Genomic DNA, 20,373 nt, shown 5'->3' with positions numbered 1-20,373 from the left:
CTCTCCGGGCGCATTCATGCGCACCCGGGCATCGGGAAATCCGGCGCATCCTGAAAAGGCCCGAAACGGCGGACGGACCGGTGGCCGGGTGTCACCACCGGCCACCGGTCCGTGCCTCAGAGACGGGAACTCGGGCGGGAACGAGGGCGGGAACGAGGGCGGGATCCCGCGCGTCTCAGCTAGGAAGCGCGGCGGTCTCCACGGCGGGGCGGCGCATCACCAGGCAGCCCACGTTGCCGTCGTCGCCTATCGAGGTGACCAGGGCCACGGAGTCCGTGGTGTCCCCGGTGTCCCGGGTCTCCCGGGTCTCCTGGGTGTCCCCGGCGGCCCGCCAGGCGCCGAGCAGGGAGGCGATCTGCAGGGCGCCGCTCGCGCTGAACGTCTCGCCCACCAGGCGGGCCGTCCTGATCTGATGGCGCGGCAGGGCGCCCAGGGCGGTGCGCACCGCGTCCTCCTCGGCCGCGCGCAGCCCGCGCAGCCCGGTGGCGCCCAGCGAGACGGTGGTGACCGACTCGGCCGGCACGCCGCTGCGCTCCAGGGTCCGGGTCACGCACGTGGCCAGGCCGCGCCGCAACCCGGACATCCCCAGGGTGCCCACCTCGCAGGCGAGCACCTCGCCCAGCGGTTCCCGCCCCGCGGCCGCGGCCGCCTCGGGGGTCTCGACGACGAACATCGCGGCCCCCTCGCCGACGGCCGCCGCGGGCGCGAGCGCGCCGGACACGTACCACCCCCACGCCGACTGCGGGCACAGCTCCTCGACGGCGCCGACCAGGGCGCGGTCTATGTGCCCCTGAGCGATCGCGTTGCGGGCGTACCTGACCGCCGCCAGGCCCGAGATCCGGCCGTCGGCGATCGTCGCGTTCATCCCGCGCAGCGAGTTCCAGATCGCGATCTGGCCGGCGCAGAAGTTCATCACCGAAGGAGGGAAGAAGTTGGCGCGCACCAGGTACGGCTTCTCCCGCACCAGCGTCTCCCGGGAGAACTCGCTGGAGCTGCGCACACTGCCGGTGCTGGTGCCGATCACCACGCCGGTCCGCACCCGGTCGGCGTCGGTCAGCGGCGTGCCGAGACCGGCGAGCGCGCGTTCGCCGGCGACCAGCGCGAGCCGCGTCGTCCGGTCCAGCGACCGGACGCCCTTCTTGCCGAGATAGTCCTCGACCCGCAGGTCCGGGATCGCGGCCAGCGGCATCGGCGGGAACTCCCCGCCGATCGCGTCCAGGTCGGCGGTCCCGTGCCCGGCCCCGCCCAGCGCGCCGGCCAGCGCCTCCAGGCCGACGCCCGCGGGCGACACCACCCCGCAACCGGTGATCACCAGTGGCGTGACAGCGGCGAGCGTGTTCACGCGGCCCTCCCCAGGATCGTGATCGCGTTGTTCCCCCCGAAGGCGAACCCGTGGTTCTGCACGATCCGCGGCGAGGCCGGCCGCCCCTTGCCTGGGACGCAGTCCACCCCCGGCCCCAGCGCCGGATCGATCTCCGTCACGTTCGCCGTGGGCGGCAGGAAACCGTCGTACAGCGCCATGCAGCAGATCAGCGCGCCGAAACCGCTGGCCGCGCCCATCGTGTGGCCGATCATGGACTTGATCGAGCTGATCGGCGGCAGCTCGGCGCCGAACACCTCCCGCACCGCCTTCACCTCGGTGGCGTCGTTGGTGGGGGTGCCGGTGCCGTGCGCGCAGATGTAGTCGATGTCCGCCGGCCGCACGCCGGCGTTGCGGTGCGCGGCCCGGATGCACTCGGCGATGCTGGCCGGGTCCGGGGCGACCGGATGCCTGGCGTCGCAGTTGACGCCGTACCCGAGCATCTCCGCGTAGATCCGCGCCCCACGGGCCACCGCGTGCTCCAGCGGCTCCAGCAGCAGCGCCACCCCGCCCTCGGCGGTGAGGATCCCCGAACGATGCGTGTCGAACGGGCGGCACACCGACTCGGCCAGCGCGCCGAGCCGGTAGAAACCGGCGTGCTCCCACCGGTTGACGGAGTCGGCCCCGCCGCCGATCATGAAGTCCGCCTCGCCGGTCCTGACCATGTCGAAGGCGTAGCCCAGCGTGTAGTTGCTCGCCGAGCAGGCCGTCGCGACGGTGTGCGCCTCCCCGGTCAGGCCCAGCTCGGCGTTGACCGCCACCGCGATCCGGCTGGCCGGCGCCTGCCGTACCAGGGCCGGGTCGAGCTCCTTCAGGCCCTGGTACACCCACTGGCCGGTGAGGGCCTCGACGACCGTGGACTCGCCGAGCGTCGTGCCCATCGCCGAGCCCGCGCGGGACGCCGACAGCAGGCCGGGGTCGAGGCCGGAGTCCGACACCGCCAGCCGTGCCGCCGCCGCGGCGAACAGGCTGCTGCGCCCCCACCGGTCGGTGCGCAGCCGGCGCAGCATCCCCTCCGGCTCGAAGTCGTGCACCTCGCCCGCGAAGGTGTAGGGGAAGCCGCTGGCGTCGAAGCTGCGGATGGGCGACACGCCGCTGCGACCTTCGCGGATGGCCTCGGTGAAGGCGCGGGCGCCGGTGCCCAGGCTGCTCACCGCGCCCAGCCCGGTCACCACCACGCGCCGCGACGCCCTTTCAGGCATCGGGGCCCGCCTGCTCCGCGTACCGGTTCACCAGGTCGAGTACCGACGACAGGTCGGTCATCTCGGGCAGGGCCTCGCTGGGGATGTGCACGCCCATGTCCCGCTCGATGCTGGAGATGATGTCGATCGCCAGCAGCGAGTCGGCGCCGTGGTCGTTCACGAAATCGCTGGTCTCCGTGAGCTCGTCCGGCTCGATGTCGAGGACCTCGACGAGAATGCCGCGCAGCTGCTGGATACGCTCGGACTGGGTCGTTGTCGCGTGGGACATGGCGCTTCCTCTTCCAGGACGACTTCGGATCTGTGACGTGGGGTGGCCGGGCGTCACCGGTCACGGGCGGCGCCGACGGCGGGCGCCTCTTCGAGGGCCTTGTGGATCAGCTGCGCCGCCTGCCGGTTGCCGTCGTCGGTGAAGTGCACGGTGTCGGCGAAGGAGTCGCCGACGAACCGGTCCGCGGCCAGGTGCAGGAACGACACCCCGAGCTCGGCGCAGCCCTCGGCGAGCCGGGCGGCGTAGGAGTCCCAGTTCTTCTCGATCGCGCTGTGCAGGATGCCGAAGACGGGGGCGTCGAAGTCGTAGCGCGCCCGCTCCTCCGGGGTCAGCGTGCGGGTGCGGGAGCTCACGAACGGCTGGAGGCAGAACAGGATCCGGGTCCCCTCCCCGGCCGCGCGGGCGAGGAACCCGAGGTCGCGGAGCCGCCTGCGGGCCGCGGTCTCCATCCGGGGCAGGGTGTCGGCGAGGTCCCACACGGTGGGCTCGCGGCGCGGGCGGCGCAGGCCGTCGAGGCCGGGCACCGTCTTGCCGGTGGCGAGCGTGGCGAGGTCGAAGATCGGCAGGTCCGTCAGGTCGGCGAACGTGCGCTCGTAGGAGACGGTGCCGTACGCGCCGCCCGGGGTGAGCGAGCCGACCAGGTTGACGAAGTCCGGCCCGCCGCCGATGACCACCACCGTGGACGCGGCGTGCAGGAACGGCATGGCGGCGATCACCTCCTGCACGGAGACCGCCGCGCACAGGCCCAGGTTGAGCTGCCGGGTGCCGGTGAGGAAGGACAGGTACGACGCCGGGGTGGCATGGTCGGAGGTCGCCGCGAGGCCGATCGCCACCGAGTTGCCGAGGACGATGCCGCCGCCCCCGCCGGCCAGCCAGCTCGCGCTGTCCACGGTGCCGAACGGCGAGTCCGACAGGCGGAAGCCCTCGTCGTCGGTGTTCAGCACGGCCGACCGGTGGCCCGGGGCCAGGGTGAAACCGAGGAACGGATGGAGGTAGAGGTCAAGCCCGTGCTTTTCGAGCAGCATCCCGCCGCGGTGCCGCTGGGCGAAGGACTCGTGCTCGAAGTCGGGGGAGGATTTCATCGGATGCTGCTCCCGTGCCGCGTCAGGGGGTCTCAAGGGGACAAGCCGGATCTCTGTCGCAGACTGGCATCGGGGGGTTGAGGGCGGCTCGCGGACCGCTCGACAACCGCGTGGTCACGACGGGGTGCCGCCCGCTGCGATGAGCTCCAGCTCGGGCACGACCCCGGCGGGCGCCGGCTGGCCGTGCATCTCCCGGCGCAGCCGCTCAGCGGCGTCCCGGTGGCCGGGCGAGGCCAGCACCCCGGCGACGGCGTCGCGGATCGCCTCGGGGGCGGCCTCCTCCGCCGGGAGCACCACGCCCGCGCCCGCCTCGCCGAGCCGGGCCGAGTGGCGCACGTGGTCGGGCAGCCGCGGCACGAGCACCTGGGGCAGGCCGTGCGCGAGAGCGGTCAGCAGCGTGCCCGCGCCGCCGTGCGCGACGACGAGGTCGCACCCGGGCGCCAGCAGGTGCAGCGGCGCGGACTCGGCGACGCGCGTCCCGGCCGGCAGCGGGCCGAGCAGCCCGCGCTGCGCGGGGGTGACCGCGAGCAGCACGTCCACGTCGAGGCCGCCGATCGCCCGCGCCGCCTGGCCGGCGAGGAAGAGCCCGGGGTCCAGCCGGCTCAGCGTGGTGCCCCAGGTGACGCACACCAGCGGCCGTCCCGGCGGTGTCGCGGGCGGCGGCGCAGGCAACAGGCCGGGGCCGTTGTACGGGACGTACCGCACCGGCAGCCGGCGGGAGCCGACGGGCACCTGGAGTCCCGGCGGGCAGGGGTCCAGGGTCGCCGCGCCGAAGGGATCGACCGCCGCGATGCCCAGCTTCTCGCACAGCGGGCCGAGCGCGTCGGGAAGGAACCGGCCGGCGGCGCTCAGGAGGTCGGTGCCGTACAGGTGCCGGACCGCGGGGACGCCCAGCGCCGCGGCCGCGAGCGGACCGGCGAACGCCGTGGGCTCGAACACGATCAGGTCGGCCCGCCAGTTCCGGCCCAGCTCGACGAGGTCGTCGGTCATGGCCTCGGCCAGCGTGGTCAGCAGGCCGAGGACCCGCGGGCCGCCGGGCGCCGGACGCCGTTCGGTCGCCGGTGGCGGCAGCGCGATCTCCCGGAAGACCGCCGCCGCGTCCACGTCCCCGCCGACCGGCGCGGCGGGCAGGCCGGTGCCCAGGATCGTGCCGGTGAGCTCGGGCTGGGAGGCCACCAGCACGTCGTGGCCGGCCGCCCGGCATGCCCACGCGACCGGCACCATCGCGTACAGATGTGAAGGCCACGCCCAGGTGACGAAAAGTATGCGCATGCCGCCCATCGCAGCATCCGTCCCTGGTGGCCGCCTCCAGCGCCGCTCAAGGCCGCGTGGACGGACCCGACCGGGGAACCCGTCCCCCGGTCAGCCCGCCGCGCGCGGGACCGACAACTGGGTGACGCAGCGCAGCATGCTCCGCTTGAACGTGGCCACGAACCCCTCGACGGTGTCGGTGTCGCGGGGCCGGCTCAGGTACGGCTTGAGCTTGCGCTCCACCGCCTGCACCCCCGGCTGGACGGCCATGTGCCGGGCCACCGCCTCCAGGTCGCCCTCGAACTCGATGAAACGGACCAGCAGCCCGTCCCTGATGAAGACGGCGGTGGCCAGGATCCGGCCGGCCGGTTCGCCGCCGGCGCCCGGCACCACCGCCGACTTCGGCCGCTGGAAGTCGCCGAACACCTCGGCGACCTCGTCCTCGTGCCCGCCTTCGATGTCATAGGTGATCGCTACGAACGGCATGCGTCCTCCCTCGGGTCCGTCGCTGTGCCGAGGATGCGCGGGCGCCCTCGGCGGCGGCTCGACCGGCGGTCGGGCGGGCCGTCGCCGCCCGAGTGAGGCTCGAGCCGGGCGTGGCAGCCTCGCAGCAGGAGAGGCCGGCCGGCCGCGCTGGACGGCATCGGAGGAGGAGGGTGAAGTGACGGCCTACGACGAAACCGTGCCGGTCCTCATCGTGGGCGGCGGCTACGCGGGCCTTGCGTCCTCGTTGTTCCTGTCGCATCACGGCGTGCGCTCGGTGCTGGTGGACCGCCATCCGGACGTCTCCATCCAGGGGCGTGCCCGCGGGATCAACCAGCGGACCATGGAGATCTACCGCCCGCTCGGCCTGGAGCGGCGGATCAGGGAGGCCGGCCGCCCCTTCGACGAGGAGGCCGGCGTCGTGCGCTGCGAGACCCTCGCGGGCGAGTGGAACTGGATCCTGGAGGACGACACCCGCAGGGCGCTGCCCGACCTGACCGCCTGCGAGTTCGGCATGGCCGACCAGCGCAGCGTGGAACCCATCCTGATCGACGCCGCGCGCGGCGAGGGCGCCGACATCCGGTTCAACGTCCGGTGCGTCTCGGTACGGCCGGACGCCGGCGGCGTCACCGTGGTCACCGAGGACCGCGGCACCGGGCGGCGGCGCACCATCCGCGCGGACTACCTCGTCGCGGCCGACGGCTGCCGTGGCACGATCCGGGAGGAACTCGGCATCGATCGTCCCGGGCCGGGCGTCACCCAGCACTGGGTGACCTTCGTCGCCCAGGCCGACCTGTCGGACATCGTGGAGAAACGGGCGATGTTCTGGATCGTCGTCAACGACGAGATCGGCCTCGGATCCTTCCTCACCACGGCGGTGCCCGGCCAGTGGGCGATCAGCCTCGCCCGCGACCCCGCGACGCAGCCGGCGGCCGGGTTCACCCCCGAGCGCTGCGCCGGGATCGCCAGGTCGGTCATCGGCCGCGACGTGCGCGTCGACGTGCTGGACATCGCGCACTGGGAGGAGGCGGTCGGCGTCGCCGACCGGTTCCGCGCCGGCCGGGTCCTCCTGGCCGGGGACTCCGCGCACGTGTGGCCGCCGGCCGGCGCCATGGGGGCGAACGCCGCCGTGCAGGACGCGCACAACCTGGCGTGGAAGCTGGCCGGCGTGGTCCGCGGCTGGGCCGGGGAAGAGCTGCTCGACTCCTACGAGGCCGAACGCCGCCCGGTCGCCCAGTCGCTGGCGGACATCACCGTGCGCCGCCAGCGGGCCAGGTTCGGCGGCGACCCGGACGGGGACGACGTGGACGACGTGCTGTGCATCCTGGGCCAGCGCTACCGGTCCTCGGCGGTCGCCGGCGCGGCGCACGACACCGTGTACGGCACGGAGGTCGAGCAGCGAGCCGCCCCCGGCACCCGCGCCCCGCACCTGTGGCTGCACGCCGACGGCGTCCGGATCACCGTGCACGACCTCTTCCACGACGCCTTCGTCCTGCTCACCGGGGCCGACGGCGGCGCGTGGGCGGAGGCGGCGCGGCAGGTCGCCGAGCGCACCGCCGTCCCGCTGCGCGCCTACCAGGTCGGCCCGGCCTCCGCCGCGGTGGAACTGATCGACATCGACGGCGGCTGGCAGCCCCGCTACAACCTCGGCAGGGACGGCGCGGTGCTCGTCCGTCCGGACGGCTACGTCGCCTGGCGCGGCGGCCCTCCGGCCGGCGACGCCGCCGCCCGGCTCACCGGCGCGCTCGACCAGGTGCTCGGCACGCCCCGCTGACCCGCCCGTGCCCCGGCCTTACCCCAGGAGGCCGGGGCACGCGGCGTCGCGGGACAGGCGTCGCAGGACCGGGTGTCGCAGGTCATCCGGCGGACATGCGCGGGCCGGGCCGGCGGGGGCGTCATCGCCCCCGCCGGCCCGGCCGTTTCCCGTCCGCCCCGGATCCTCGGTTCACTCCGGGCGCTTGTAGTGGGCCGGCGGCGCCATACCCGCGTCGATCATGTACTCCGCGCCGGTCACGCTGCGCACCTTGCCGGAGGCGAGCAGCAGGACCAGGGCCGCCACCTCCTCCGGCTCGATCATCTCGCCGGTGGACAGGCCGGTCATCTTGGGCACCGCCGCGACGAACTCCTCCGGCGTCACCCCGGCGCGGCGCGCCATCTCCGGATTCGTCCACAGCCGGGTCTTCACCGGCCCGGGGGAGATCGTGTTGATCCGGACGCCCTGCGAGCTGAACTCCGCCGACAGGGCCCTGCCGATGTTGGTGAGCGCCGCCTTGGCCGCCGAGTAGTGGCCGAGCTTGGGGTCCACCATGCTCGAGTTCATCGAGCCGATGTTGATCACCGCGCCGTTGCGCTCGACCAGACTGGGCAGCGCCGCCCGGGTCGTCCGCACCGTCGTCATGACGTTCAGCTCGAAGGTGTGCCGCCAGGTGTCGTCGTCGATGTCGAGGAAGCCGGGGGCCAGCTTCACGCCGCCGCCCACGTTGTTCACGAGGATGTCGATGCCGCCGAACTTCGCCAGCGCGTGCTCCACGAGCTCGCCGGGACCGTCCGCCGTGAGGAGGTCCACCTCCAGCGTGTGCGGCGTGACGGCGAGCAGGTCGGGGGAGACCGTGCGGGCGCCGCCGAAGACGTCCGCGCCCGCGGCGGCGAGCGCCTGGGCGCAGGCCAGCCCGATCCCGGCGCCGGCGCCGGTCACCACGGCCTTCTTTCCTGACAGGTCGAATTCCATGCCGTCTCCTGATCTTGTGGGGCGCGAGCGTCAGCTCTGGCCGCGTTTCTCGGTGAGGAACCGCCCGCTCGGCCCGCCGGCCGGAAGTGTCGCCACGTCGGCGATGAACGGAGCGGCCTGCTCGGGAAGGGTCTGCTGGGCCGGCATCATCCTGGTCCGGACGCGGCCCGGGTTCACCGCGTTCACCAGGACGCCCGACCCCGCCGTCTGGGCCGCCAGCATCGTGGTCAGCCCGTTCAGCGCGCTCTTGGAGATCGAGTAGCCGGGCGCGGCGGCGAACAGGGCGCCGCCGAACTCGGCGGTGGTGCCGCTGGAGATCAGCACCACCCGGCCCCAGCCCCTGGCGACCATCGGCGGCAGGAACGCCTGCGCCACCCGCCAGGAGCCGAGCAGGTTCACCCGCAGCGTCTCCTCGACCAGCTCCAGCGGCACAGACAGCGGATCGGTCCCCGCGTCCAGCAGCACGCCGGCGTTGCTGACCAGGATGTCGACCGGGCCGATCTCCTTGGCCGCCCGCGCGACGCCGTCCGGGTCGGTGACGTCCAGCGGGTGCGACCGCACCTCCGGCCCGATCTCCTCGGCCGCCGCGCGCGCCGCGTCCGCGTCCCGCGCGGTCACCACCACCCGCAGGTCCCGCCGGTACAGCTCGGCCGCGACCGCGCGGCCGATGCCGCGGTTGGCTCCGGTGACGAGCGCGGTACGCGGCCCGGCCGCCGGGATCCCGGCCGCCGGGGTCCCGGTCGCCAGGATCCCGGTCACCAGGTGACCGGGATGTCGCTGAACCCCTCCATGAACCCGCCGAGCCCCCGGGGCAGATCCTCACCCGGGACCGCGAGACGGATGCCCGGGAACCTGCGCAGCAGCGTCTCGGTCGCGACCTGGAGTTCCATCCGGGCCAGGGCCGCCCCCACGCAGTAGTGGATGCCGGCGCCGAAGGTCATGTGGTGGTTCTCCTTACGCCGGATGTCCAGCGTGAAGGGGTCGGAGAAGACGGTCTCGTCCATGTTGGCCGACTCCTCGGACAGCAGGACGCTGGACCCGCTCCTGATCACCGTGCCGTCGGACAGCTCGATGTCGGTCAGGGCGTAGCGCAGGGTGCCGATCGAGGAGCCCATGACCTGCGTGCGCAGCAGCTCCTCCACGGCCGAGGGGACCAGCGAGTAGTCGGCCCTGATCTCCTCGACGAGGTCCTGCCGGTGCAGCAGCACCGCGGTCCCGGTGCCGATCTGGCTGGCGGTGGTGACGTAGCCGGCGATGAGCAGGCTCTGCGTCCAGAAGTGCAGCTCGTGCTCGGAGAGCCGGTTGTCGTCCTCGTCCCTGACCTTGATCAGCGCGCCGATCAGGTCGTCGCTCGGGTGCCCCCGCTTGTAGGCGATCAGCTCGACGAGGTAGTTCCACAGCCCGGTGCGGCACTCCTCGACCTCCGCGGGGGCCAGCTTGGTGACCGACAGGAAACCGTCCACCAGCCTGCGGAACCGGTTCCTGTCCTCCGGCGGGATGCCGAGCAGCTTGCAGATCACCAGGATCGGCAGCGGGAAGGCGAGGGCCTCGTTCAGGTCGACCGGGCGCGGCCCGGCCGCCATCTCGTCCAGCAGCTCGTCGGTCACCGACTGGGCGTACGGCCGCAGCAGCTCGATCCTGCGGGCCGTGAACGCCCGGGTCACCAGGCCGCGCATCCGGGTGTGGTCCGGCGGGTCGGCGTCGATGAGCGGATCGACGAACAGCTCGTTGTCGGCGGAGATCCGCGCGACGCCCGGCCTGGCGATGTTCTTGCTCAGCCGCTCGTCCGCGAACAGCTTCCTGACGTCCTTGTACCGGGTGACCATCACGGCCGTGTCGCCGCTGGGCAGCCTGACGTCGACCAGGGCCTTCTCACGCAGGCCGCGCAGTCCCTGCGGGACCTCCATCGGCGGCGTCCAGGGAAAGGGATAGGAAGTCGGACTCTCGGTGCTCATCTGGCTGGCGACCTTTCTCGTCGATGCCCGTGCCCGTGGCCCAGGTGTCACACCGGCCACGAGGACCGCTGGATGCAGCTTTCGGCGAATGCCCATTCGTAACGGATGCTGATGGAGAACTGCTCGACGACCAGGCGGCGCTGCGCGGGCGAGCACTCCTCGCCGGCCCGGTCGGCCATGTCGAGGAACGCCTGGACCGCGTACCGGTACGACTCGCCCGGATGGTAGACCTCGATCCACGGCAGGTAGCGGGACCCGGCGGCCGCCTGGCGGCGCAGGTTGTCCGACACCTCCGCGTTGAACCAGACCATCGGCAGCAGCGCGCCGACGCCGGCGTGGAAGGACCGCGCCCCGGCGGCGGCGAAGAACGACGCGTGCGCGTGGGTGGCCGGGGCCACCGGCGCCCCCCCGTCCAGCGCCGGCAGGCCGAGCTCGCCGGTCAGGCCGGTGTACGCCTGGCGCAGCCGTTCCGCGGCCTCGAGCGTGCCGATGATCGACTGTCCGAACAGGTGGGTGTCCGCGTCGTCCGTGGCCGACGCCGCGCACCGCGCCAGCGCCCGGGCGTAGGCGGGGAGCAGGAAAGCGGTGTCCTGCCGGACGAAGTGGGCGAGCGCCTCGCCCGGCAGCGTGCCGTCCCGCAGGCCGGACCAGAAGGGGTGTGCCAGCACCTTCGCCAGCACCGGCTCACCGATCGCCATGAGTTCCTTGTGCAGCATCGGCCTTCCCTCGTCGGCTCGTGAACTCCGACGTGCACCGTAAGGGCCCGCGCTAGACGCCCTCTGGAGCCCGGCGCCGGGCGGCGGGACCAGCGGTCTTCGAGCCCGCGGGGAGATGGTGGGCGACGGCATGTTCCCGAAGCCGACCGGCGAAGCCACGAGGGATGCGTCATGGATCTTGGACTACAGGACAAGCGGGTTCTGATCACCGGGGCCACCCGTGGCATCGGTCTCGCGACCGCGCGGGTGTTCGCCGCGGAGGGCGCGCGGGTGGCCATCACCTACCACACCTCCGACGCGGCGGCGAAGCGTGTGGTCGAGGAACTCGGCGGCGGCGACCGGGCGTGCGCCCTGCCCTACGACCTCGCCGACCCCGGCTCGGCCAGGGCGGCGGTGGGCGCGGTCGAGGAGCGCTGGGGCGGCGTCGACGTCGTCGTCGCCAACGCCCAGACCTGGGTGTGGGTGAACCCGCAGGACATGCCCGCGTACGAGGATCTCCCGATGGACCACTGGCTCGCGCTGTTCCGGGAGAACGTCGAAGGGCACCTGTGGGTGGTACGGCAGGCGCTGGGCGGCATGCGCGCGCGAGGCTGGGGACGGGTCGCGCTGCTGTCCTCGGTCACCGCGACCCACGGGAACCCGGGCTCGGAGCTCTACAGCGCGGCGAAGGCGGCGTTGCACGGTTTCGCGCGCGGGCTGATGTGGACCCGCGACGGCGTGCTGGCGAACGTGGTGGCCCCCGGCGGCACGCTGACCGAGAGCCTCGACGCGGTGGACCCGAAGCTGCTCGAACACGCCACCAGGGAGACCCCGAGCGGGCGCCTGAGCACCGCGGAGGACGTCGCGCGCCTCGTCGTCTTCCTCTGTTCCGAGGCGAACGGCAACATCAACGGGGAAGTCGTCCACACCGCGGGCGGGCGCTGACCCGCGGAATTCTTCGGCACGGCGCGTCCGGACGGTTCCGGGCGCGCCTTACGTCGTCTTACGAACGTATTTCGGACGCCTTTACCCGACGAATATAACGTCGGTGTGTGCTCCACATGAGAAGTGGGCGAACACCTTCCGCGAACGTGACAAGGAGGCGCCGGCGCGTCCGCCCCGCGGCGGCGGAGAATTTCCGCCGGGCGCGTCCCGCGCGAGCGGAATTCGAGCCCGAGGCGAGCGGGAATGCCTCGTGACCAGGTGGGGGGCGCTCCGCCGGGCCTTCGCCGCCGCGTGACGGAGACGGGAAGGAGCCGGCGACCCCCTCCGCGAGGCCGCCCGGACGGCGTCGCGCCCGTCCAGGGCCGACCGCGTCCGGGCACGGCGCGCGGTCCGGAGCGGAAGCGATTTCAGGTCACGCTGTCAGGAAGGTTGACGCACTTTCAGTGGCATATTAGAACGAACGAGGAAGAATGCTACGGGACTTGCCTCGGGGGCTGCCTGTACCTGTGTTCATCCGACTGCGAAGAGTGAGGCCGATCTGCGTTCGGTCTGTGGTGTCCCGGCCGCGTCGGCGGCGAGCCGGGTGTGGGGTCGCCGTGCTCACGCCAGGGCGCCGGGGGCTCCAGCCGTCATGGTGTGCGGCCGGGTTTCCCGGCGAAGCGGGCCTATGGTGACTTTCCAGTAGAAAAGAGGCGAGTAGCGAGGGCAAACGGCAGTCGAGTGTTCTTCTAGCGAGCCGAGGTTAGCATGCTAGGAGTGTGCTCATTGGGGTAATGCGTAATCGAAGGGGGCGTAGTGGGATTCTGCATTCTCGGGCCGCTATCCGTGTCTCACCAAGGTAGGGATATCACCCCTACGGCACCGAAGATCCGCCAGGTGTTGGCCTTTCTGCTAGTGCGCAGAAATCAGATAGTCCAGGTCAGTGAATTCGTCGACGAACTCTGGGGAAACAACCCGCCGGACAGCGCGATGACCACGCTGCAGACCTACATCTACAAACTGAGAAAGGACATGCTGATCCCCTCGGGGCTGGCCAGCCTGCACACCCAGCCCTCCGGCTACATGCTGGACGTCGCGGACGAGATGATCGACGTGTGCGCCTTCGAGACGCTGTCGCGGCAGGGTCGTCTCGTGCTGGAGAGCGGCGACCCGCTGCGCGCCAGCCAGCTGCTGTCCGACGCGCTGAAGCTGTGGCGCGGCCAGGCGCTGGTCGGCGTCACCGCGGGCGAACTGCTCTCCGCGCACGTGACCCGCCTGGAGGAGAACCGGTTACGGGCGCTGGAGATGCACATCGAGGCCGACATGCGGCTCGGGCGCTACCAGGAGCTCATCAGCGAGCTGAAGGTCCTCGTCTACACCTATCCGCTGCACGAGCGGTTCCACGGGGACCTCATGACGGCGTTGAACCGGTCCGGCCGCCGCTACGAGGCGCTGGAGGTGTACCGCCAGCTGCGCGGCGTGCTGATCGACGAGCTCGGGCTCGAGCCGTCCGTGGCCATGCAGCGGCTCCACCAGTCGCTGCTGAGCGCCGACTCCGCCGACCAGGGCAGGACGGTCCAGGCCCCGGTGGTCACCAGGCCGGCCCCGCCCGCGCCGAGGCAGATCCCGGCGCCGCCGGCGCCCGCCGCCCCGCGGTACCTCGCGACGCTGACGATCCCGGCGCAGCTCCCGCCGGACATCTCCGACTTCTCAGGGCGGCTGTCCCCGCTCAACCAGGTCCGGCAGGTGCTCGCGGACTGCCAGAACAACGGCACCACCGCCCGGGCGGTCTCGATCTGCGGCATGGCGGGGGTGGGCAAGACGACCCTCGCGCTGCACGCCGCGCACAGGGACCGCGCGCAGTACCCGGACGGGCAGCTCTTCGCGAACCTGCGTGGCGCCTCCGCCAACCCGGCCCCGCAGACCGAGGTGCTGCTCGGGTTCCTGCGGGCCGTCGGCGTGCCCGAGCACCAGATCCCGCCCACCCTGGAAGAGCGCAGCAGCCTCTTCCGCACGTGGAGCAACGGCCGGCGGGTCCTGGTGGTCCTCGACGACGCGTGCGCGGCCTCCCAGGTCGCGGCCCTGTTACCGGCGACCCCCCAGTGCACGGTGCTGATCACCAGCAGGGAGGGACTGCAGAGCCTGCCCGGCGTGCAGACCGTGGAGCTCGGCGTCATGTCGCAGGACGAGGGCATGGAGATGCTCGGCCGGATCGTCGGGGAGGACCGGGTCGCCGCCGAACGGGAGCAGAGCGAGAAGATCGTCGATCTGTGCGGCGGGCTGCCGCTGGCCCTGCGCTGCGTCGGAGCCCGGCTGGCGGCCGCCCGTACCTGGCCGCTGCGCAAGATGGCGAACCTGATCGAGTCCGGCCCGGCGCCCCTCGACCAGTTGCGGTTCGCCGAGTTCGACGTGCGCGCCGACTACGACGACACCTACTTCCGGCTGGACCCGCGCGACCGCAGCGCCCTGCGGCTCCTCAGCCTGCTCCCGCCGCAGGAGTTCACCGCGGCCACCGCGGCCGGCCTGCTCGGCAGCGCCACCGATACGGTGGAGGCCCAGCTCACCCGCCTGGCGAGCTGTCACCTCCTCGACGTCAGGGCGGATGACAGCCGGGGCATCCGGTACGAGATGCACAAGCTCACCCGGCTCTACGCGCGGGAGCGACTGCACCGCGAGTTCATCCAGCCCGAACTGAGCGTCCGCGGCCAGCGCGGCCACTCCGCGTGAACGAAGCAGTACGAACCCTCGCGCCCGAAGCATCCAGGACGTCCGGAGCATCCGGGACCTCCCGGGTATCTGAGACGTCCGGCCATCCTGACGACCCCTGAGCTCCCGAGCAGTACCCTCCCGCCGGCGTGCCCGCCTTCCCGGACGGGTCCCCACCCTCACCCGTCACCGCGATGCCCACGAGCCCGGCCTCGGCCCCGACCATGCCTCGACCCGGCTCCCACCCGACTCCGGCCCCGTCCCGGCTCCGGCTCGGCTTTCGCCCTGTCTCAGCTTCGGCCCGTCCCGGCCTCGGCCGCGACACCGGCCTCGAAGGGTATGTGGTGGTGCCGTTCATCCGCGTCGGCTCGATGTGCGGTCGTGTGCCTCTTCCCGAGCATGGTCGCGGCCTCTTCCCGAGCGCGGCCGTGTCCCTTTCCTGAGCGCGGTCGTGTGGTTCTTCCCGAGTGCGGTCGTGTGCTCCTCGGCCCGTGCCGGTCACGAGGTGCGCCCCTACCCCTGTCCTGCCGGGTGCCGGCGGTGTGCGGCGTGGTGTGCCGGCTCCGAGGCGGGGCCGGTCGGGTCGAGTGGGCCGCGAGTGGGTTGCCAGCGGTGGTTGGTGTGCTGGTGGGGTCGGGTTCGGGTTCGGGGGTGGAAGGGGTGTGGGCTGGTGTTTCGGGTGTTGTTGCGGATGGAGATCCGTCCGGGTGTGGAGGGGGAGTTCGAGCGGACGTGGTTGGAGGTGGGGTCTGCGGTGACGGGTCATCCGGCGAATCTGGGTCAGTGGCTGGCTCGGAGTGAGGAGGAGGAGGGGGTGTATTTCATTGTGAGTGATTGGGTGGATGAGGAGCGGTTCCGGGAGTTCGAGCACAGTGCGGGGCATGTGGCGCATCGGACGCGGTTGCATCCGTTCCGTTCGGGTGGGTCGATGACCACGATGCGGGTCGTGTACGCGATGCCCGCCGCCGAGAAGGCCTCCTGATGGCGGCGGACCTCGGCCACACGGCGACGACGGACGGCGGGCCCGGCGCGTCACGGGCCAGGGTGCTGATCTACGCCGCCGCGCCCTCGGACGAGCCCGGCGCCGTCGAGGCCGCCTACCACCGGATCAGCGGCGACCTCGCCGGCACGCCCGGCCTGCTCGGCAACGAGCTGCTGCGCGCGGCCGACGACCCCGCGGCGTTCGTGGTGATGAGCGAGTGGGAGAGCCTCGACGCGTTCCGCGCCTGGGAGGAGGGGGCGGGGCACCGCGACACCACGGCCCCGTTGCGCCGCTACCAGCGCGCCCCGGGCACCAGGCCCTTCGGCATCTACGAGGTGACCGCCGCCTACTGACCCCGCCACGACGACGGCCCGGCCCTCCCCGGCCGGGCCGCCGCCATGCCCGGCGACGTCCCCACGCGCCGGGAAGGCCGGGACGGCTGACACGGGCGGGAGGGCGCGCGCAGAGGCCCGCGAACGGCGGGGACGGCTGACGTGGGCGGCAGGGGCCGCGTGCAAGGCCCCGCGAATGGCTCGGGCGGGTTCGCGTAAGCGGGCCGGGGCGGCCTTGCGGGGGCGGGAGGGTGCGCGTGCGCGGGAGGAGAGGAGTGCCGGTAGGGGCGTGCCGTGGGGGGGAGGCACGCCCCTGGGGGAGGGGGAAGGGATGGTGTCCGCGCCGGAGGGTCAGGCGGTGGATCTGGGGCGGGCCGCGTGGAGGATGGCGTTGAGTTCGCGGCGGGTGGGGCCGGGGGCGGGGCGCGGGGCCGTGGTGAGCCGTTCGCGGGCCTTCCTGGCGCCCGCGACGAAGTCGGGGTTGTCGAGCACCTCGTCGGCCGGGCCGGCGAGGTTGACCCGGCGGCAGAAGGCGCGGCCGAGTTCCAGGTCGAAGAAGACCCCGGCGGCCAGGCCCTCGGCGATCACCCGCTGGCGTTCCATCTCGGCGCGGTCGTGCTCGGGCACCTCCTGCCCGGTGTCCCGGTAGATGCGGGCCCGGTCCATGGCGGCGGACTCCCGGTAGACGGCGTCGGCCTCGGCCGCGGTCGCGGCGTCGTAGGCCAGTGCCATGGCGACCGGGTCGGAGGCGTGCTCGACGGCGGCCCGCGCGGCGGCGAAGGCGTACGTCAGCGCCATCGACGCCCCCCAGCCGTAGGCGGGGTTGGTCGTGCACAGGGCGTCGCCGGCGGCGAGCAGGCCGAGCACCACCGGCCGGCCGTCGGCCACGTACCGCCGCCGGACGTTGTGGTGCCCGCCCATGAGCTGCACGTCGGCCAGCGGGGTCGCGTTGGCCGGGTCGACCCACGACGCCACGTCCGGGATGCTGCGGGCGACCGCCTCGAAGGCCCACGTGTGCCGCAGCAGCCGCATGTCCCGGTCGTCGGGCCGGACCTCCATGCAGATGGCGAACGTGTCGTGGTCGCCGGGGAAGCCGATGTACATCATGCTTTCGAGGTCGCCGCGCAGCACCGCCACGGACGTCTTCGGCAGCTCGCAGCGGGGGGTGAACCGGTAGTAGCGGCTGAAGTAGACGGTCTGGCAGTCCTGCAGGTCGGTGTGCACGTAAGCCTTCTCGGCCGCCAGCCACCGGGGCACGGGCGAGCGGCGGCCGCCGCAGTCGAGCACCAGGTCCGCCGCGAGCTCCCGGCCGTCGGCGAGGCGGACCCCGGTGACCCGCGGCGGGCCGTCGCCGGCGGGCGCGAAGTTCAGCCCGCTCGCCACGGCGGGACACAGGAAACGGATGCCCGGCTGGGCCTCGGCGCTGCGCCGCAGGGCCAGCTCGAACGCCGACCGCCTGGCCCACACCACGGTGAACTCGTCGTCGGCGGGCTGCCACAGCTCCGGGGAGATGAGCTGCTTGAAGACGTTGATCTCCTCGATGCCGTCGGCGCGCAGCCGTTCGAGTACGTCCGGCGCGTGCGCCGCCAGCAGGCTGCGGGCCCGCGCCGAGAAGCCGTGGGGCAGCCGGAACTGCGGCACGCCGCGGCGCTTCCAGGCGAGGAAGGGATCCTGCCCGCCGCCGGGCGGGGGCGGGTCCCGTTCGATCAGTGTGACCGTGCGGCCGTGCCCGGCCAGCGCGATGGCCGACGCCAGACCGGCGATGCCGCCGCCGAGGACGACGACGCGCCCGCCCGTCGGAGTTGCCCCAGCTTTCGTCACGATCGTCTCTCCCCTGTCCGATGCCGCCGGGCGTGGCCGCCCCGTCCGCGCGGGCCGGCCACCCCTCCGCCGGCTCCTAGCGGCGCCACTCGATGAGCTCGTTGTTCGGCTTGCGGGACACCGCGTTGTCCGGGATCGGGATGGGGAAACCGGCGTCCGGATGCCCGATGGTGATCACGCCGGCCAGCGCGACGTCGTCCGGCATGCCCACCACCTGGGCCAGGGCCGTCAGCTCGTCGGTGAACACGGAGCTGAAGTAGCCGGTGGCGAGCTGCTCGTTGATCGCGGCGAGCTGGAGCAGCATGAACATCGCGCCGCAGTCGAACCACCAGAACGGCACCGGCCAGGGGATCTCCGTGTAACCGGGCCGGATCTCCTCGGCCCGGCCGTACCGCTCGTGGTAGGAGCGCTCGCGGGTGCCGACGTAGATGTGCACCGGCGCCGTGGAGATCCACGGCGGGAAGCCCAGCTCGACATAACGGGTCTCGGAGATGTCGGCCGCCTGCTGCCGCAGCTTGGGGTCGGTGACGACGACCAGCCGGTGCCCCTGGCTGAACCCCGCGCTCGGCGCTCGGCGCACCGCCCGCAGGATCCGGTCCAGGGACTCCTCCGACACGGGCTCGTCGGTGTAGCTCCGCACCATCTGCCGCTTACGCAGCACCTCGGTAAAATCCATGCCATTCACCTCGCGAGATCAGATCGCCAGCTCGACGTTGTAGTGCCTCAGCCATGTGTTGAACTGCAGTGCCATCTCGATGTGCATCCTGCTCACCCACTGGTGGGCGATGCCCGACGTGTTCTCCAGGGTGCGCTTCACCGCGTCGGTGTCGAGGTACGGCAGCGCCGGCGACGAGGGGTCGTTCACCAGGGCGGTCAGCTCGTCGTGCAGCATCTGGGTGTAGGCCGGGTCCTGGGTGACCGGCCACGGGCTCTTCGTCCGTTCCAGCACGGACCGGGGGACGAGGTCGCGCACCGCCGCGCGCAGGATGCTCTTCTCCCGCCCGTCGAAGGTCTTGAAGCTCCACGGCGTGTTGTACATGTACTCGACGAGCCGGTGGTCGGCGTAGGGCACCCGCAGTTCGAGGCCGTGCGCCATGGAGAGCCGGTCGTCCCGGTCCAGCAGCATGGGCAGCCACCGGGTCAGGGTGACGTAGGAGACCGAGCGCATCAGCCGCTCCTTGGCGTCCTCGCCCTCCTGGTGCGGCACCTCGGCCAGCGCCTGGTGGTAGTGGTCGGCGTAGTAGCGGTTCATGTCGAGCTTGCGCATGAGGCCGGGGTCGAACAGCCCGCGGCCCTGGCCGGTGGGGGAGCCCGGCTGGCGGGTCTCGTTCGCCGTCCAGGGGAAGACGTCGGCGTTCAGCAGGTCGTCGTTGTACATCCAGTTGTACCCGCCGAAGATCTCGTCGGCGACCTCCCCCGCCAGCGCGACCGTGGAGTGCGTCTTGATCTCGCGCGAGGTCAGGTAGTTGGAGGTGTCCATGTCGCCGAGCGTGGTGGGCATGTCCTGCGCCAGCAGCACCGCCAGCCGCGTCTCGGGGTCCATCAGGTCCCCGGTGTTCAGCATGATCCGCACGTGGTCGGACTTCAGGTGCCGGGCCACCTCCGCGGCGTACGGCTCGTCGGGGGAGAACCTGACGTCGTCCGGCCGGAACTTGTCGGCGTACTCCTCGAAGGTGGTCACGAAGGTCCGCACCCGCTCGCCGTCCAGCTGCCAGCGCCACTTGGCGGCGATCGCGGTGACGGCGCTGGAGTCCACGCCGCCGGACAGGGCGGTGCACAGCGGGACGTCCGCCTCCAGCTCGCGGAGCACGATCTCCTCAAGCAGCGAGCGCACCCTGGACACGGTGCCGTCGAGGTCGTCGGTGTGCGGCCGGGCCTCCAGGGCCCAGTACGTCCGGTCGACCGCGCCGTCCCTGCCGATGGTGAGCGTGTGACCGGGCAGCAGCGCCCGCATGTCGCGGAAGACCGACTGCCCCGGCCTCTTGGCGGTGGCGAAGAGCTCCTGGAGCCCTTCGACGTCCACGACGGGACGTACCAGCGGGCTGGCCAGCAGCGCCTTCGGCTCGGACCCGAACAGGATCCCCTCCGGCAGCCGGGTGTAGAACAGCGGCTTGACGCCGAGCCGGTCGCGGACCAGCACCAGCTCCTCGCGCCGCAGGTCCCACACGGCGAAGGCGAAGATGCCCTCCAGCCGCTTCGCGCAGTCGGCCCCCCATTCCAGGTAGGACTGCAGGACCACCTCGGTGTCGCTGCGGGTGCGGAACCTGCGCCCGCGGGACTCCAGCTCGGTCCTGAGCTGCTTGAAGTTGTAGACCTCACCGTTGTAGACGATCACCGCGGCGGGACGGCCGTCCTCCTCGACGGTCAGCGGCTGCGCGCCGCCGGCCGGGTCGATGATGGCGGTGCGGGTGTGGCCGAGCGCCGCGGGGCCCCGCGTCCACAGGCCCTGGTCGTCCACGCCCCGCCTGGCGAGCGTATCGGTCATGGCCCGCAACGTCGGCCGCTCCTGCGACAAGTCGCGCCCGAAGTCCACCCAGCCGGCGATGCCGCACATTCCATCTCCCTCGGTCGGTTCCGCAGCTTC

Annotated in this window: 18 protein-coding genes; 5 read left to right on the top strand and 13 right to left on the bottom strand. The window is 72.5% G+C overall.

Annotated elements, in window-relative coordinates; genetic code table 11:
• Positions 1-175: 175 nt before the first annotated feature.
• The 6 genes from QSK26_RS09505 to QSK26_RS09480 form a co-directional block, all read right to left on the bottom strand.
• Positions 176-1,342 carry a beta-ketoacyl synthase N-terminal-like domain-containing protein gene (locus QSK26_RS09505; RefSeq protein WP_285774644.1) on the bottom strand — a complete coding sequence of 389 codons (1,167 nt, stop codon included), beginning with the start codon at positions 1,340-1,342 and terminating at the stop codon, positions 176-178.
• Positions 1,339-2,562, bottom strand: coding sequence for a beta-ketoacyl-[acyl-carrier-protein] synthase family protein (locus QSK26_RS09500; RefSeq protein ID WP_285774643.1), 1,224 nt, complete (start codon positions 2,560-2,562; stop codon positions 1,339-1,341). Before QSK26_RS09500 ends, QSK26_RS09505 begins: the two co-directional genes overlap by 4 nt.
• Positions 2,555-2,830, bottom strand: a complete 276-nt coding sequence (locus tag QSK26_RS09495; protein ID WP_285774642.1) for an acyl carrier protein — start codon at positions 2,828-2,830, stop codon at positions 2,555-2,557. Before QSK26_RS09495 ends, QSK26_RS09500 begins: the two co-directional genes overlap by 8 nt.
• Before the next feature lie 53 nt (positions 2,831-2,883).
• Positions 2,884-3,912, bottom strand: coding sequence for an SGNH/GDSL hydrolase family protein (locus tag QSK26_RS09490; protein WP_285774641.1), 1,029 nt, complete (start codon positions 3,910-3,912; stop codon positions 2,884-2,886).
• Between the two features lie 114 nt (positions 3,913-4,026).
• A complete protein-coding gene (locus QSK26_RS09485; protein WP_285774640.1) occupies positions 4,027-5,184 on the bottom strand; it encodes a nucleotide disphospho-sugar-binding domain-containing protein in 1,158 nt (385 codons plus the stop codon).
• A gap of 90 nt (positions 5,185-5,274) precedes the next feature.
• Positions 5,275-5,649: a SchA/CurD-like domain-containing protein gene (locus QSK26_RS09480; protein WP_285774639.1), complete on the bottom strand. Its 375-nt coding sequence runs from the start codon at positions 5,647-5,649 to the stop codon at positions 5,275-5,277.
• A gap of 175 nt (positions 5,650-5,824) precedes the next feature.
• Between QSK26_RS09480 and QSK26_RS09475 the strand changes: the two genes are divergently transcribed.
• Positions 5,825-7,420, top strand: a complete 1,596-nt coding sequence (locus QSK26_RS09475; RefSeq protein WP_285774638.1) for an FAD-dependent monooxygenase — start codon at positions 5,825-5,827, stop codon at positions 7,418-7,420.
• A gap of 171 nt (positions 7,421-7,591) precedes the next feature.
• Here the strand turns inward: QSK26_RS09475 and QSK26_RS09470 are convergent, their stop codons facing one another.
• The 4 genes from QSK26_RS09470 to QSK26_RS09455 are packed head-to-tail and all read right to left on the bottom strand — an operon-like array spanning position 7,592 to position 11,045.
• Positions 7,592-8,374, bottom strand: a complete 783-nt coding sequence (locus QSK26_RS09470; RefSeq protein ID WP_285774637.1) for an SDR family NAD(P)-dependent oxidoreductase — start codon at positions 8,372-8,374, stop codon at positions 7,592-7,594.
• A 30-nt stretch (positions 8,375-8,404) separates the two neighbouring features.
• Positions 8,405-9,133 (bottom strand): SDR family NAD(P)-dependent oxidoreductase, encoded by a 729-nt coding sequence (locus QSK26_RS09465; protein ID WP_285774636.1) that lies wholly within the window; start codon positions 9,131-9,133, stop codon positions 8,405-8,407.
• Positions 9,130-10,329, bottom strand: coding sequence for a cytochrome P450 (locus tag QSK26_RS09460; protein WP_285774635.1), 1,200 nt, complete (start codon positions 10,327-10,329; stop codon positions 9,130-9,132). The genes QSK26_RS09465 and QSK26_RS09460 overlap by 4 nt, the downstream gene beginning before the upstream one ends.
• Before the next feature lie 47 nt (positions 10,330-10,376).
• Positions 10,377-11,045 carry a TenA family protein gene (locus QSK26_RS09455; RefSeq protein ID WP_285774634.1) on the bottom strand — a complete coding sequence of 223 codons (669 nt, stop codon included), beginning with the start codon at positions 11,043-11,045 and terminating at the stop codon, positions 10,377-10,379.
• Positions 11,046-11,216: 171 nt separating this feature from the next.
• Between QSK26_RS09455 and QSK26_RS09450 the strand changes: the two genes are divergently transcribed.
• The 4 genes from QSK26_RS09450 to QSK26_RS09435 all read left to right on the top strand — a co-directional run bounded on the left by QSK26_RS09450 (position 11,217) and on the right by QSK26_RS09435 (position 15,989).
• Positions 11,217-11,969 carry an SDR family NAD(P)-dependent oxidoreductase gene (locus QSK26_RS09450; protein ID WP_285774633.1) on the top strand — a complete coding sequence of 251 codons (753 nt, stop codon included), beginning with the start codon at positions 11,217-11,219 and terminating at the stop codon, positions 11,967-11,969.
• Between the two features lie 795 nt (positions 11,970-12,764).
• Positions 12,765-14,675, top strand: a complete 1,911-nt coding sequence (locus QSK26_RS09445; RefSeq protein ID WP_352244299.1) for an AfsR/SARP family transcriptional regulator — start codon at positions 12,765-12,767, stop codon at positions 14,673-14,675.
• Between the two features lie 649 nt (positions 14,676-15,324).
• Positions 15,325-15,636: an antibiotic biosynthesis monooxygenase family protein gene (locus QSK26_RS09440; protein WP_285774631.1), complete on the top strand. Its 312-nt coding sequence runs from the start codon at positions 15,325-15,327 to the stop codon at positions 15,634-15,636.
• Positions 15,636-15,989, top strand: coding sequence for an antibiotic biosynthesis monooxygenase family protein (locus QSK26_RS09435; protein ID WP_285774630.1), 354 nt, complete (start codon positions 15,636-15,638; stop codon positions 15,987-15,989). The genes QSK26_RS09440 and QSK26_RS09435 overlap by 1 nt, the downstream gene beginning before the upstream one ends.
• 330 nt (positions 15,990-16,319) lie before the next feature.
• On the opposite strand, the gene QSK26_RS09430 is transcribed toward QSK26_RS09435, so the two are convergent.
• The 3 genes from QSK26_RS09430 to asnB all read right to left on the bottom strand — a co-directional run bounded on the left by QSK26_RS09430 (position 16,320) and on the right by asnB (position 20,343).
• Positions 16,320-17,789, bottom strand: coding sequence for an FAD-dependent oxidoreductase (locus tag QSK26_RS09430; RefSeq protein ID WP_285774629.1), 1,470 nt, complete (start codon positions 17,787-17,789; stop codon positions 16,320-16,322).
• Between the two features lie 76 nt (positions 17,790-17,865).
• A complete protein-coding gene (locus tag QSK26_RS09425) occupies positions 17,866-18,465 on the bottom strand; it encodes a nitroreductase family protein (RefSeq protein ID WP_285774628.1) in 600 nt (199 codons plus the stop codon).
• Between the two features lie 18 nt (positions 18,466-18,483).
• Positions 18,484-20,343, bottom strand: a complete 1,860-nt coding sequence (gene asnB / locus QSK26_RS09420; RefSeq protein ID WP_285774627.1) for an asparagine synthase (glutamine-hydrolyzing) — start codon at positions 20,341-20,343, stop codon at positions 18,484-18,486.
• Between the last annotated feature and the right edge of the window lie 30 nt (positions 20,344-20,373).

The organism is Microtetraspora sp. NBRC 13810 (genome assembly GCF_030268685.1).
Classification (GTDB): Bacteria; Actinomycetota; Actinomycetes; order Streptosporangiales; family Streptosporangiaceae; genus BSRQ01.
The sequence above is the reverse complement of the archived record's forward strand: the minus strand, read 5'-3'. Positions and strand labels throughout refer to the sequence as shown.